We start from the raw sequence: 14,366 nt of genomic DNA, 5'->3' as shown, positions 1-14,366 counted from the left end.
GATTTAGGCGTTAGGTTGTGAGAGGGAGTCGGGAGCTGCCACAGCCGGTGCCGGTATGCTGTCGGCAGGCAGAGTCAGGTTGCTGTTGTCCACATGCACCTTGATGCCCGGCGTCAGCTTGTGGTATCCTTCGGCGACAATCTGCTCGCCGGCAGCCAGTCCGCGTTCCACGACAACGAAATTGCCCTGTTCCGGTCCCAGCTCCACAAAGCGGCGCTCCGCCACGGAATCCTTACGCACGACATAGATATAGGCACCGCCCTTCTCGATGATGACAGCCTTCTGTGGTACGACGAGGGCATCCTCTATGACGTCCAGCAACAGACGGACCTTCGTGAACTGTCCCGGCAACAGCACCCGCTCGGGATTGGGCATCTCGGCACGCACGGAGAAGGTCCCCGTGTGCGGGTCTACCTGCGGCTCGGCAAAGTCCACGAGACCGCGGTAAGGGTATTCGGTGTTGTCCGCCAACGTTACGGTGATATAGGGTTGCCAGGAGCGGGTGGAGTCCTTCTGTCCGAGATTGACGTTCCGCTCGCGGCTCTTGAGGTAGTCGAGTGCGGTCATGCTGAAATCCACCAACACCGTGTCGCTCTTTACGATGGTTGCCAGGAGCGACTTCCCGCCTGTCCCTACCAACGTCCCCAGGTCGACCAGTCTCTCACTGATGTTGCCTGAGATGGGGGAACGGACGATGGTGTATCCCAGCTCCTGCTCCGCCTGGAAGAGGTCGGCCTCACTCATTGCCACCGACGCCACGGCACTCTCATAGGCAGCCACGGCATTGTCCAGGTCCAGCTGGCTGGCGGCGTTCTGTGCATACAGCGGACGGATACGCTCCAGGTCCCGCTGTGCCTTCCGTTCCTGCGCCTCGTCTTTCTTAAGCTGCGCACGTGCCTTGTCCGCCTTGGCACGGTATTGCTCCTGGTTGATGACAAACAGGACCTGATTCTTTGCTACATAGGTTCCTTCCTCAAAGAGCATCTCTTCCAGGAAGCCTTCCACACGGGCACGTATCTCCACGAACTGTTGCGCCCGGATGCGCCCCACGTATTCCCCGTAGATGTTCACATCCTCCTGCGCTACAGGCACGGTTGCCACCACCGGCACGTCCGGCTCGGCAGTCGTACGATGAGTCAGTACCCAGATGGCTACAGCCAACACGACCAATGCTACAAAAGTGTAGGTAATTTTCCTCCTAGAGATGTTTAGTTCTTTACTTCTTAGAAATCGTCTCATACCACAGGTGTTGATTTATATATTAGTTGCATGTATTCACACAATGTTTACAAAGATAGTCCTTTTCCATTCATGCAAAGGAGTGTTATCCTATAAAAATATGCAATTCACATGCCAAACTTATCCAACAAGCATTTCTTGGAGACTTCATGAGCACAATCTTCATGCGCCGCCATGATGTGTGGAATATTGGATGAGATAATTGTAGAAATATTCCACAAGTACACAGGAGACAGCCTGCATTATTCTGCCTTTCTCCCGGTAAACATAATTGTCCGACGGACGAAACATACGTGTTTGACCTGACAAACACATGAGTTTGACCTGACAAACATAGTAGTTTGACAGACCAAAGTATGATACTTTGGTATGCCAAGCCCTTATGCGTATCAAGTCAAGCCCTTGTGTTTACCCGGTTGAAGGCCTGTGTTTACCCGACTATATATGCAAAGAGGGTGCATCGCTTCGTTGCGATACACCCTCCTGTGTCCTTGTTCATGCGGCGTCTCAGAGTTCCAATGCCGCGTACTTGATGCGTTGGCGGCGCCAGGTGTAGACCACGTGCACCTTGCCGTCCTTCCCTTGGATGACAGCCGGGTAAGAATACTGACTCACGGGACTGTCTTCGAGCGTGATGACGTGCTGCCAATGGATGCCGTCGTCCGACAGGGCGACACTCAGCGGCGTGCGGGCGCCCTTCGGCGTACCGGGAATAGTCTCGAAGTTGTTGTAGACCATCACGTGACGTCCGTCTTTCAGCGTCACGGCGTCGATGCCGGAGTTATTGCTCTCGATGTCGAGCAGGGTCACTTTGCTCCACGTCTCTCCGTTGTCGCTGCTCCAGCTGGTGGCTATCTTGGCGTTGCGCGTCCGGCAGACCACCTGCAGACGGCCGTCCTTGTGACGGAGGATGCTCGGCTGGATGCAGTAGACAGGCTTCGCGCCTTCTCCCTCGATGGCTTCACCGGCTTCCATGTCGTCGGTATTGGCTGCTCCCGGCTTGCGGAACTGCGTCGGGACGGACAGTTCGGCTTCCACCGGACCGACCTTGCGCCAGGTGTGGCCGCCGTCGTCGGAAATCTCGAAGTGGATGCGCCATCCGCCTGACCCTTCGGTACTGCTCGGGCAGATGATGCGTCCGTCCACATATTCAGGCTTGTTCTTCGACGGGCCGAGGAAACCTTCCGGCATGGCTTCAGGTTTGCTCCAGGTCTTTCCTCCGTCTTTGGAACGGATGATGTAAGCCTTCCAGTCAGCCACGTTCTTGCCTACCTTATAGAACAAGAGCAGCTCGCCCTTCTTGCCGGGCATCTGGAAGAGGACGGGGTTCCAGCAGGCTTTCCGCTCGGTGGCACTGATGATGCCGTCTGCCACCTGTACGGGGGCGGTCCACTCTGCAGCTCCCTTCGGCTTCCGGCTCACCCAGATGCAGACATCCGGGTTGCGCTCCTTCGTTCCGCCGAAGTAGGTTGCCACGAGGTCGCCCTGCGGTGTTTCGGCGATGCTTGCCGAGTGTGCCTGCGGGAAAGGTGCCGACTCATAGAGGAACTGCGTCTCCACAATCCCCTGCTTGTCTTTGCCCAGCGTCGGGTCGATGCGGACGTTCAGGTGATGCACACCCGGTCCGACACGCCACACGGAGCGGTTGCCTTCGTTGCGGACGTAAGTCACCCCGTCCGATACGACAGCCTGTGCATCGTGCGTAGGCAGATAGACCCATGCCGTGGTGTTGCAGGGAACGGTAATGTCCCACGTGAGGTGCATCAGGTCTTTCTTCCACCGGCTGACGACGGTACCGTAGGGTGTCCGGTAAGACGCATTCACGGCGTCCAGCTCCTCGATGGAGAAGTCGGGTGCCATGCGTATCTCCTTGTAGCCGGGCTTTGCCGGAGCGATGCCTGCCAGGTCCGCATAGTACCACATCAGCAGGTCGCCGAGCTGCATCACGTGGTTGGCGCTGTTCATCTTCGGGCTTGCCTTGTCTCCGTTCCAGAGCTCCCAGATTGTGGTCGCCCCGTTCGCCAGCATGTAACCGAAGCTCGGGTACGTCTTCTGGTTGTTGACGACATACGCCACGTCGCCACGTCCCATGCGGCTCAGCTCGCGCATAATCCACGAACCGCCGATGATGCCCCAGCTCACATGCTCCTTGTCGGCATTGATGCGGGTGATGATGTTCTTCTCCACCTCCCCGCGGTACTCGTCGGGCACCATGCCAAACGCAAGCGGCAGGACGTTTGCCGTCACCGTATTGTTGCCGTAGAAGATGCTGTCCGGATAGAGCCAGTGTCCCGGTGCAGGCGAAGTGCCCTTCTTCACCGTGAGGTAAGCCTCGTTGAAACTGGTCCGTACGAGAGCGCCCTCCTTCTCGTATGCCTGTGCCTCGGCTTCGTGACCCAGCAGACGGGAGAACTTCGCCATCAGAGACAAGGTCTTGTAGTAATAGGCCGTCACGATGAGACCCTTGTCAGTCTGACGGGCAGGGTCGTTGCTGTGGATGAGCTCCGGAGCCTCGGGCGGCATGCACCAGTCTCCGAACTTGTACTTGCCCAGCAAGCCTTTCTCATTGACGTATTCCTTCTTCATGTAAGCCATCCACTTCACCATCACGGCATAGCTGTCGGCAATGGGGCGGATGTCCCCGTACTGTTCGTAGAGCATGTCGCAGATGACGGGCAATGCCACGGGCCACGTGATGTCGTCGGTGTAATAGTTATAGTAGGCCGGGGACATGTCGGGCAGACTGCCGTCTTCACGCTGCGAGTCGCAGATGTCCTTCATCCACTTGGCATAGAGTAGGTGGTTACCGAAGAGGTAGCTCTCGCTCCAGGAGGTCATCGTGCGGTCTCCCAGCCAGGGCTGCCGTTCGTTGCGCTGCGGACAGTCGACGGGCATGCCCTTGTAGTTGGAGGCGATGCCCCACCAGGCGTTGCGGAAAATCTGGTTGAACAGCGGATTGGAGCACTCGAAGGTGCCCGTGTTCTCCATCTCGTCGTAAATCAGCTCGGCGGTGAAGTCTTCCAGACGGGGCTGCTTGTAGCCGGTCACCTCGATGTAGCGGAAACCGTGTGAAGTGAAGCGGGGCGACCATTCGCGTCCGTTCTCGCGTCCGTTGCAGATGTAGGTATCGGTGCTTTGTGCATCGCGGAAGCCAGCCACGTTGAGCTGTTTGCCGTCAGCCGTCAGCAGCTCGGCATAACGCAGACGGATGGTGTCTCCCTCCGCTCCGCCACGCACCTTCATGCGCACCCAACCGGAAAGGTTCTGTCCGAAGTCGACGATGTAGCGGTCGCCGTACTGCTTGATGGACACTGCCTTCAACCGGTCCATCACCTTCATGTTGGGCGACTGTGCGCCATGCAGGCTTCCGTAGGGAAGAGCCACACGCTGTGCGGTCAGCCACTGGCTGTCGTCATAGCCGACAGTCGTCCATGCGCCCAGCTCCTTGCGGGCGTCGTACTCCTCACCGTCGTATTCGTTGTTGCTGCGGATGGGACCGTCGCCGGTCAGCTTCCAGTCCTTCTCGTTGCTGCTCACGGTCTGTTTCGTCCCGTCGGCATACTCGATGATGAGGTTCAGCCTCATCTTGGGATAGCCGAACTGCACAATCTTGTAAGGCTTGTAGTTCTGGCGCATGGTGTAGTGACGTCCGTTGCCCAGGACCACGCCGATGGCGTTGTCGGCGGCCAGCATAGAGGTCACGTCGAACGAGTTGTAGAGCACCGTACGCCGGTAATCCGTCGGTGCGGGAGCCAACACCTGGTCGCCCACCTGCCTGCCGTTGATGAACAGTTCGTAAAGCCCCAGACCGGAGATGTGCAGGGTGGCACGCTTGATGCCGGCTTTCGCCTTGAACTCCGTGCGGAGATAGCGTGCGCTCAGCCGACTGTGTGTCACCTCCTTGTCCCAGGCAAAGGGTGCATCCCAGCCTATCCAACGGCCGGACCAGTGGGTCTCTCCCAGCAGTCCCATGCCCCATGAAGCCGGTTCGCTCCATTCCGTTTCACCATTTGTGGTGTAGACCTTCACCTTCCAGAAGCAACGCTGGTTGCTCGTCAGCGGCTTGCCTCCGTAAGGTACATAGAGGGATTGGTCGGAGTCCACCCGTCCCGAATCCCACAGGTCGCCTTCACCGGCTGCCAGCTTCTCGAGCGAGCTTGCCACCAGGATGTGGTAGCCTTGCTGCATCACGCCCTGGGCATCCGACTCGATGACCCAGCTCAGGCGCGGACGCTCACTCTCGATGCTCAGCGGCGAAGTCTGCCCCTCGGTGAGCAGGCGGGTAGTCTTGACTCCCGCCTGCATGCCTACAGCCAGCAGGAAAGCGACCAGAAGGGCTTTGTATCTGTTGGTTCTCATAACTTAGTTCTTTGTCGGAAGTTTCGTCCAGTCCTTGTGAATGTAGTCCTTGGCAGCGTCCACGGCAATGAGCACATGGTCGTTGGCGGCTCCGTAGGCACCGTCGTAGTTGAAGTGCTGCACCTTGCTGTCGAACTCACCGACATATTCCAGCGAGCCGTCCACGGGGCTGTACCACCACACGTTCTTCTTCGCACCACTGATTTTGCTCAGGTCGATGTCCATCGGACGGTTGGTGTAAGTGTAGACCAGGAGGTAGTCGTTGCCACGGGTGGCAATGGCGCGGTCATAGCGGAAGCCGTTCTCTCCGGAGATGACGCTCTGGTCGGGCACGCGCTCGAAGAAGGGGAACGAAAGCATGAGGTTCTTCACATGCTTCATCTGGTTGAAGCCGGGGTCCTTCAAGGCATCATACCAGGTCTTGGTAGCACCGTAACCGCCGTTGGTGGCAGGCTTCACCATCTGCATGATGGAGTTGTGCCCGTAGGTGTGTCCGAACGAACCGGCGAATACCGACCAATAGGCGTAACGGCGGACGTCGGGTGCTTTCCACCAGGGTTCGCTGGGGTCATGCAGTCCCTGCGGAATCTCTTCGTAGCTGGGTTCTCCGTCGATGACGGGCTTGGCAGGAGTCTTGGCAAGCGCAGCCTCCACATAGCGCCAGTTGTCTTCAGCCACAGCTGCCTCAGCCGTGTTGTCGCCGTCTCCACGGGTCTGGTCATAACGACGGTGTCCGCTCTGGAACATGTTGAAGTCCAACCAGTCGGCATCATGGAACCAGTAGATGGAGCTGGTGCGTCCGAAGGGGTGGAAGGTCATCAGGTGATTCTTGTCAATGGACTTGATGGTACGGGCAAGGGTCTCCCACACCTCGGTCTTCACATCGCCGCGAATGTCGCCACCGATGAACCAGATGATGTTGGGCGAGTCCTTGTAACGCTCGGCAAGGAACTTACCGTAGGCTTCCGCCTCCTTCTCGTTCATCAGCCCGGCTTTCACCAGTCCGCCCCAGATGCAGACCATGCCGATGTAGATGCCGTTCTGCTCGGCCGTCTTGATGATGTAGTCCATGTGGTCCCAGTAGCCATAGACGCCCTTCTTGTTGATGTCCTTGAAGTTGAATCCGTCGGGGAAGGAATACTGCCCGTAGAAGTTCATGGCAGGCACGGCGTTGACCGTCTGCACCTGCACGACGTTGTAACCAGCCTCACGGCACTTGGTCAGGTAATAGGCAGCCTCGTCACGGTTCAGCTTCTCGGGGAGCAACCATCCGGTCTCTCCCATCCAGAAGAAGGGCGTACCGTTCTCGTGCTGCAGGTAGCGTCCGTTGTCGGACACTTGGAGCTTGCCGTTCTGCCACGGCAGATACACTTGGGGTTCGTCTTCGGCGAACAGACTTCCTGCAACGAAGAGGAAGAGCATCGTCAAGATTGAAATCTTTTTCATAGTGTTTGTATGTGTGTTAAGTGATTATTGATTGCTTGTCAGCGGGGGCTTTCCCGTCCGTTCACTTTCCAAGGAGGACGTACTCTCCGCCCGGCTCGGTCTTCAAGTCGTAGAGGTAGGTCTTCTTCAGCTCCACGGGATTAAGCTTCGCCTCCTTGTTAATAAGAGGTGCGGCGACCGGGTCGACGGCATAGAGCGGATTGTCATTCTCCCCTCTTCCCTTCGAGAGGCCCTTGCCCGAGAGGCGGTTGAGCGAACGCAGGCGGCAGTTGCCTCCCAAGCGCGACTTCACCACCAGACGGCTCACCTTGCCTTCTTTCCAGGTAATGTCCAGCTCGAAGCCTCCGCGTGCCACCAGTCCCTTCACCTCTCCTTCTTTCCACACGGAAGGCAGGGCGGGCAACAGGTAGATGAAGCCGTCGTAGCTCTGCATCAGCATCTCGACGATACCGGCGGTACAACCGAAGTTGCCGTCAATCTGGAAAGGCGGATGCGCATCAAAGAGGTTCGGATACGTACCACCCTTCTTCTTCTCGTTGCGCACGAGCGTCAGCTGGTCGGTGATGAGCTTGTAGGCATGGTCACCGTCGAGCAGACGTGCCCAAAGGCAGACCTTCCACCCCATGCTCCATCCCGTCGAGGGGTCTCCCCGGTGGATGAGCGACGTACGTGCCGCATCGAACAGCTCCGGCGTGCGGTAAGGAGAAATCTGGTTGCTGGGGAAAAGTCCGTAGAGATGTGACACGTGGCGATGCTGGTCGTCGGGGTTGTCCCAGTCGAACATCCACTCCTGCAACTGTCCCCAACGGCCCACCTGCATCGGGGGCAGCTCGGTCAGGCGGCTCTTCAGGTGGGCGGCATAGTCGGCGTCCTCACCTAGAATCTCCGACGAACGGATGACGGCGTGCCACAAGTCGAACACCAGCTGGTTGTCCATCGTACAGCCGGCTGCCGTCGTAGCCTTGTTGTCGCTCCCGGCATGGGTGTTCTCGGGCGAATTGCTCGGACACATCACCAGCCAGCCATGGGTCGGTTCCTTAATCATCACCTGGTCGAAGAAGAGGGCAGCCCCCTTCAGGATGGGATAAGCCTTGCGCAGGAACTCCTCGTCCCCGGTGTAGAGGTAGTGTTGCCACAGATGCTGGCACAGCCATGCGCCGCCCGAAGCCCACATGCCCGAAGGAGAATTGTCGATGGCACCCGTCACGCGCCAGATGTCGGTGTTGTGATGGAGCACCCAGCCGTCGGAGCCGTACATCACCTGCGCACTCTCCTTGCCGGTCTCGCTCACCTCGCGGATGAGGCGGAAGAGGGGCTCGTTGAGGTCGGTCAGATTGGTGACTTCCGCCGGCCAGTAGTTCATTTCCAGGTTGATGTTGCAGGTATACTTGCTGTCCCACGAGGGGAAGAGCTTGTCGTTCCAGATGCCTTGCAGGTTGGCAGGCTGTCCGCCGGGCTGCGAAGAGCAGATGAGCAGGTAGCGCCCGAACTTGAAGTAGGTCGCCACGAGGAAGGCGTCGTTGGTCTGCTTGAAGTTCTCCACCCGCTTGTCCGTCGGGACGTCGGCATAACGGTCTTCGCCCAGATGGAGAGAAGTACGGTTCTGGAACTGCTCGTAGTATTTCACATGACGGTCCTTGGCATCGGCATAGTCCTTGCCGACAGCCTTCGCCAGGTAGTCCTTGGCACGGGCGATGTAGTCTCCCGTGATGTCCTTGTAGTTGTTGAAGTTCGTCCCGATGGACGTGTAGATGATAGCCTCATCGGCATGCTCCACCGTCAGGACTCCGTCGCGGTTGGTCACCACGCCACCCCGGGTCTTCACGGTCGTGCGTCCCTGGAACTGCACCTTGCCCTTGAGCGCCTCGTGGAGCGAAGAGACTCCTTCCAGCGTGATGTCATTGCCCTCGGAGGTAATGATGACGTCCTGGTGCGGACTGGTCATGGTCGCATTGAACGTCACCCTCCCGGGCTGGCTTGCCGTCACACGGGTGATGACAACCTGGTCGGGAAACGAAGTGAACGTCTCGCGTTGGAAGCGTACCCCGTCGACCTCGTAGCGCACCACAGCACGGGCGGAGTCCAGGCTCAGCTCGCGATAGTAGTTGGTGTAGCGGGTGTGTCCGGGGAAGTTCAACCGCAAGTCGCCGAAGGGCTGGTAAGGCATGCCCTGATTGGTCTTCGACTTGACATGTGCCGTGCACAGGTCCTGTGCCTCCTTGTACTTCCCCGCCAGCACGAGCTCGCGTATCTTGGGCAACCACTCCCGCGCTTCGGGACTGGGGTTGTTGTTCGGGCGTCCTGCCCAGATGGTCTCTTCGTTGAGCTGGAGCTGCTCGGCTGCGGGGTTGCCGTAGAGCATCGCGCCCAGACGTCCGTTACCCAACGGAAGGGCTTCCGTCCAGACATGCGCCGGCTGGTCGTACCACAGCTTGTACTCCTGTGCCTGCAGAGGGAGAAGCGTCAGCCCCCATGCGGCGGTCATTAACAGTTTCTTTATCGTCATAGTATCGGTTGTTTAAGGGAGGATGAATAACGAGTCTGCCTAGTTCTTCTTGGCTTTCTTCTCGGCATTACGCTTGTTCACATAGTCCTTGAAGAGCTGACGCCAGTTGCGTCCGTTGCTGTTGAGGTACTGCTCGCACTTGCTCTTGTAGACCTCGAACACCTGTGAGATGGCCTTCATGCTCTTGCACTCCAGCGCCTCCTCGCGTGCCTGCTTCAGGTAGCCTTCGATGACGCGCGCCTCTTCGTCGGTCAGGTCGGGAACGATGGCATAGTAGCCCTTCATGGTGAACGCCACCTTCCCGACGGTGTATCCGTCGAAGACCTGCTCTACCTGCTCCGGCGTCAGGACGCGGTTCAGGTCTTTCAGCAGCCGGGCGTGCACGGACTCCGGAATGCTCTTGTCCGCCATCATCTCACGCTCTACCTTGCTGAGCTTGCGGCCCGTCGCCTGGTCCACTTCGGGGATGATGGTGTAGGGATGCGTGTTGTGCCAGTCGCGCACGGCACGGCGGTGGTTATAGACCGCTGTCGTGGCCAGGTTGGCAGCCTTCTCGTCGGTGAGGTTGAGGGCGGCGATGATTTCCTGCGACTTCTTCAGCACCGACTCGTCGGCAGCAGCGGCGCGCACGGCATCCTGCCCGAAGAACTTGCCCAGGTCGTTGACCGAGCGGATGGCGTTCTCGGGCATCTTCTCGCCTTTCTTGCCGAAGCTGTAGAGGTTCTCAAACGGCTCAATGGTCACCTTGCTCTCGTCCAGCTTGCTCTTGTCGAGGCGGAACACGTCGGCGAAGAAGTCATAGACCGCATTGCGCTTGTTCGGACCGAAGTCGTGCCCTTCCTTGGGCAGGTGGACGTTGGTCACCTTGTCGGCAGCGCCGTAGAAGCCGTAGACCTTCTGCAGGTAGGGGAACTCCAGCCCCGGCGTGCTGGCGGTCCAGTCCTTTCCGTCGGACACCACGCACATGGGCTTCGGAGCGAAGAGGGCGCCCAGCTCGGCATTGCAGGTGCCTCCGCCTGCCAGTGTCACGGGCATGCCGCTCTCGCAGGGGCAACCGCCGTCGAAGTGGGAAGCCAGGCTTACCACCGGACAGGCTGCCGTGTAGCGGTCGTCGAGCACGGAGAGCAACACCGTCTGCGTGCCGCCACCCGAACCGCCGTTGACTCCCACACGGGTGATGTCGACGTCCTCGCGGGTCATCATGTAGTCCAGGATGGAGATGCCGTTCATCGCCTGGATGATGTGGGCGATGCTGGTGTTATGTCCCACTGAAGACACCTGGAGCGCAGATTCTCCCCAGCCGAACAGGTCGTAGTCGACACAGATGGCGCCCATGCGTGCCAATGTCCCCATGCGCTGCTGCTGGTCCTCGCGGTAACGCCCGTTGCCGAAGTGGCCGTTCGGGCAAATGATGAGGGCATGCTTGCCCTTGCCCTTCGGCGTGTAGATGGAGCCGCAGACATACAGTCCGGGCAAGGTCTCCAGGGCAAAGTTCTGCACGGTGTACCCGTCGTACTTGCGCACCTTCGACAGGATGGGTTCGCTGCCGGTGCGCTGGGCGAGGTACTTGTCTATCTGGAGGCGTTCGCGCACCTCCTTTTTCAGCACGGCCTTGCGTTGCTCGAAGCTTGCCTTGTCGGTGTAGAGCGTGCAGAGGTAGTTCAGCAGCTTCTCTCCGTCGGCATCGGTGCGCCGGGCATATTCATAGCGTTTCAGCTTGTAGCGCGTGTCGCTCTGCTTGACGAACTTATAGTCGAACGGGGCGAGTACGTTGGTGAGCGACTCCTCCACCGAATAGGGGCGGATGCGGAAGTCGGCATACGGCAGTGTCTTGCCCACGGTGTCGATGTCGTAGGCGAGACGGACGTTGAAGCGCGTGGAGATTTCCTCCAGGACTTCACCCAGCGGACGGGTGAACTTCCCTTCAAACGTGTTTTGTGCCTGTGCGGAGAGCGCCGCGCAGGCGAGCAATGTGAGTGTCAGTTGTTTCTTCATTGTCAGCATAGTATGTATCAAAGGTTCTCAGATAGCTTTCGTCAAGGTATGGGTACCGCTCTTCACGGTGCGCGGAGCGGTGTCGCCGGGCAGGTAGACGTCCGCCGTACAGTTCACGGGGACACTGACACGGAGGCTGAAGTTACCGTCCTTGCGGGTCCACTCCACGGAGACCTCGCCGTAGAGGGTGTGGCAGGAGGCCTTCACTTCCTTCAGGTCGCCCACGGCTTGCGGACGGATAATCAGATGCTGGCAGCCGGGCTTGTCCGATGCGGGGAGAATGCCCGCCAGCGAGCGGTAGAACCACTCCTCGATCTGTCCCATCATGAAGTGGTTCCAGGACGAGCCTTGCCGAGGGTCCCACTGCTCGGTGAGCGTCGTGGCGCCGAACTTCAATTGGAAGCCGTAGCCGGGCGCCTCCTCGTGGTTGTGCATGGCGTACATCAGGTCGTTTAGCCCGTTGTCCGCCAGGACGCGGAAGAGGTAGCGGTTGCCCACGTCGCCGGTAGTGAGGCGTGTGCCACGGGCACGGATGTCCTTCACCAGGTTGTCGAGCACCGCCTGCCGACGGTCGGCAGGCACCACGTCCATGAAGAGTGCCAGGGCGTTGGCACACTGGCTGCCGGTATCGTACTGGTTGGTGTCTGCGTGGAAGAAACGGGCGTTGAATGCCTGCTTCACCTCGTCAGCCAAGGCTCCGTAGGTCGCCGCGTCGTAGGCATTGCCCACCATACGTGCCGCCTCGACGAGCTTGCAGAGGTCCATGTAGTAATGTGCCGTGGCAACGATGGCTATCGAGGTGTTGCGCGAGAAGCCTGCCTTGTGGATGCCGTCATAGTCGTACCAGTCGCCCAGTCCGAAGTCGACGATGTGGCCGTCGGCACGGGACGTCAGGTAGTCCACGTAGCGACGCATGAAGGGATAGTACTCGCGGATGAGCGAGTCGTCGCCGTATGCCTCGTAGTACATGAAAGGGAAGAGGATGAGCGTGCTTGCCCACTCGGGGGACTCGGCAAAGGGGTCCATGCCCGGGCCTTCGAAGATGACGTAACGCGGAGCCGTGGTCGGCACCATGCCGTCGGGCTGCTGGGAGTCCGCCACGTCGCGGATGACCTTCCGCCCGAAGGTGGTCAGGTCGTAGTTGTAGAGCAGGCCCGGACCATTGAGGTGCACTTCCTCCAGCCAACCGAGCTTCTCACGGTGCGGACAGTCGGTGAACACGCCCTGCATGTTGCTGCGCACGGCACGGTCGATGAGGCGGTGTGCCGCGGTGAAGATGGGGTTGGAGCACTCGAAGTGTCCGGTCTGCGAGGCGGAGTTGTAGACGAAGCACGACTGTATCTTCCGGATGACGGGGAGCTTGCGGGGATTCTTCTGCCCTTTCATTACCGCTCCCTCGACCTGGATGTAGCGGAAGCCGTAGTAGGTGAAACGCGGGTGCCAGGTCTCCACCCCGTCGCCCTTGAGGGTGTAGGTGTAGTAGTACTGCCGCCCGGTCTGCCGCTGGTTGACGGCATGCTCCGGCGTCAGTGCTTCGCCGACGAGGATGGTCACCTGCTGGCCGCGCTTGCCCTGCACGGTAATCTCGGGGAAGCCCGCCAGGTTCTGACCCATGTCGAACATCAGTGCCGACGGGTCCACGGTGCGCTTGGTCGACACGCAGGCGGAGTCGACCTCGGCAGGGGTGAGCTTGTGCGTCCGCTGCACGTCATAGCGTTCCATGATTTTCACGGGCGGTGCCTGTTGGGGGCGCAATGCTCCCCGGGGCGCCTCCTGCAGCACGACGGGTTTCCACGCTGCGTCGTCGAATCCGGGGCAGTCCCACCCGGGCTGCTCCAGACGGGCATCGTAGTCTTCGCCGCCGTAGAGGGTGTTGAAGGTGATGGGGCTGAGAGCGTACTTCCAGTCCGCACCGGACTTCACCACCTCGCGCGTGCCGTCGGCGTAGTCAATCACCAGCTGGAAGAGCAGGGTCGGCGCGCCGAAGGCTACCTGGAGCTTGCGGTAACGTCCGCCTCCCATGACATTGTAGAAACCGTTGCCCAGGAGGACACCGGCGGCGTTCGCTCCCGGCTTCACGAGGTCGGTCACGTCGTAGGTATTGTAGTAGACGGTCTTGTCGTAGTCGCTGATGAGCGGGGTGAACTCACCGTCGCCCACCTTCGTCCCGTTGAGCGTCAGCTCGTAGTGCCCCAGTCCGCAGACGTAGGCCGTGGCGCTTGCCACCCGGCGGGATGCCGTGAAGTCCTTCCGCAGGCAGATGCTGCGCCACGCCAGCGAGTCGACAGCGTCCCAGGCAGCCTTCGCCTTCTTCAGGCGGGCACCTTCGTAGATGCGTCCTTCCGGGAAGCAGGCGTCCTGATTCGTGATGGCGCCAATCCAACGGGCATCGAAGAAGTCCGCACGGGGTGCCAGACGGAACTCGCCCTCCCGGCTCCATGCCGACGGACGGTCCTGCTCGTCCCACACGCGTACCCTCCAGAAATAACGCTCCATGGGGCGGAGCGACGTCCCGCCGTAGGGCACCCACTGACTCTGGTCCGAGGCGGTCTTTCCACTCTCCCACACCACGGTCCGGCTGTCTCCCTGACGGGTATAGACCTCGACGGCATAGGCAGACTGCATCGTGCCGGCCTCGCCCTCCAGCTGCCACCCGAAGCGGGGCGTGGAGGCGGACAGTGCCAGCGGACGTTCGGCAGTCTCGCACGTGATGCGGGTTACGTCAATGGCTTGCAGCGTTGTTGCTGCAAGCCATGCGAGCATTCCGAGGAATGCAGTTCGTTTCCTGTTCATTCGTCTTGTGTTATTCGGTTACTCATCG

Annotated in this window: 6 protein-coding genes; all 6 read right to left on the bottom strand. The window is 59.6% G+C overall.

Annotated features, from left to right (window positions below):
* Window positions 1-3: 3 nt before the first annotated feature.
* Window positions 4-1,239, bottom strand: a complete 1,236-nt coding sequence (locus C8275_RS04820) for an efflux RND transporter periplasmic adaptor subunit (RefSeq protein WP_106484309.1) — start codon at window positions 1,237-1,239, stop codon at window positions 4-6.
* Between the two features lie 507 nt (window positions 1,240-1,746).
* Window positions 1,747-5,598 carry a family 78 glycoside hydrolase catalytic domain gene (locus tag C8275_RS04815; protein ID WP_106484308.1) on the bottom strand — a complete coding sequence of 1,284 codons (3,852 nt, stop codon included), beginning with the start codon at window positions 5,596-5,598 and terminating at the stop codon, window positions 1,747-1,749.
* Window positions 5,599-5,601: 3 nt separating this feature from the next.
* Window positions 5,602-7,020, bottom strand: a complete 1,419-nt coding sequence (locus tag C8275_RS04810) for a glycoside hydrolase family 140 protein (protein WP_369861207.1) — start codon at window positions 7,018-7,020, stop codon at window positions 5,602-5,604.
* Window positions 7,021-7,105: 85 nt separating this feature from the next.
* Window positions 7,106-9,529, bottom strand: coding sequence for a glycoside hydrolase N-terminal domain-containing protein (locus C8275_RS04805; RefSeq protein WP_234395797.1), 2,424 nt, complete (start codon window positions 9,527-9,529; stop codon window positions 7,106-7,108).
* Between the two features lie 60 nt (window positions 9,530-9,589).
* On the bottom strand, window positions 9,590-11,545 hold the full coding sequence (locus C8275_RS04800) for a DUF3826 domain-containing protein (protein ID WP_106625729.1): 1,956 nt from the start codon (window positions 11,543-11,545) through the stop codon (window positions 9,590-9,592).
* Between the two features lie 27 nt (window positions 11,546-11,572).
* Window positions 11,573-14,338 (bottom strand): alpha-L-rhamnosidase, encoded by a 2,766-nt coding sequence (locus C8275_RS04795; RefSeq protein WP_106484305.1) that lies wholly within the window; start codon window positions 14,336-14,338, stop codon window positions 11,573-11,575.
* Between the last annotated feature and the right edge of the window lie 28 nt (window positions 14,339-14,366).

This window comes from Bacteroides sp. Marseille-P3684, from assembly GCF_900291465.1.
In the GTDB taxonomy this organism is placed as follows: domain Bacteria; phylum Bacteroidota; class Bacteroidia; order Bacteroidales; family Bacteroidaceae; genus Phocaeicola_A.
The sequence above is the reverse complement of the archived record's forward strand: the minus strand, read 5'-3'. Positions and strand labels throughout refer to the sequence as shown.

Bases quoted from the DNA above. Each gene is read 5' to 3' on its own strand.
- C8275_RS04820 (WP_106484309.1), bottom strand. From the start codon at position 1,239: ATGAGACGATTTCTAAGAAGTAAAGAACTAAACATCTCTAGGAGGAAA.
- C8275_RS04815 (WP_106484308.1), bottom strand. From the start codon at position 5,598: ATGAGAACCAACAGATACAAAGCCCTTCTGGTCGCTTTCCTGCTGGCT.
- C8275_RS04810 (WP_369861207.1), bottom strand. From the start codon at position 7,020: ATGCTCTTCCTCTTCGTTGCAGGAAGTCTGTTCGCCGAAGACGAACCC.
- C8275_RS04805 (WP_234395797.1), bottom strand. From the start codon at position 9,529: ATGACCGCCGCATGGGGGCTGACGCTTCTCCCTCTGCAGGCACAGGAG.
- C8275_RS04800 (WP_106625729.1), bottom strand. From the start codon at position 11,545: ATGAAGAAACAACTGACACTCACATTGCTCGCCTGCGCGGCGCTCTCC.
- C8275_RS04795 (WP_106484305.1), bottom strand. From the start codon at position 14,338: ATGAACAGGAAACGAACTGCATTCCTCGGAATGCTCGCATGGCTTGCA.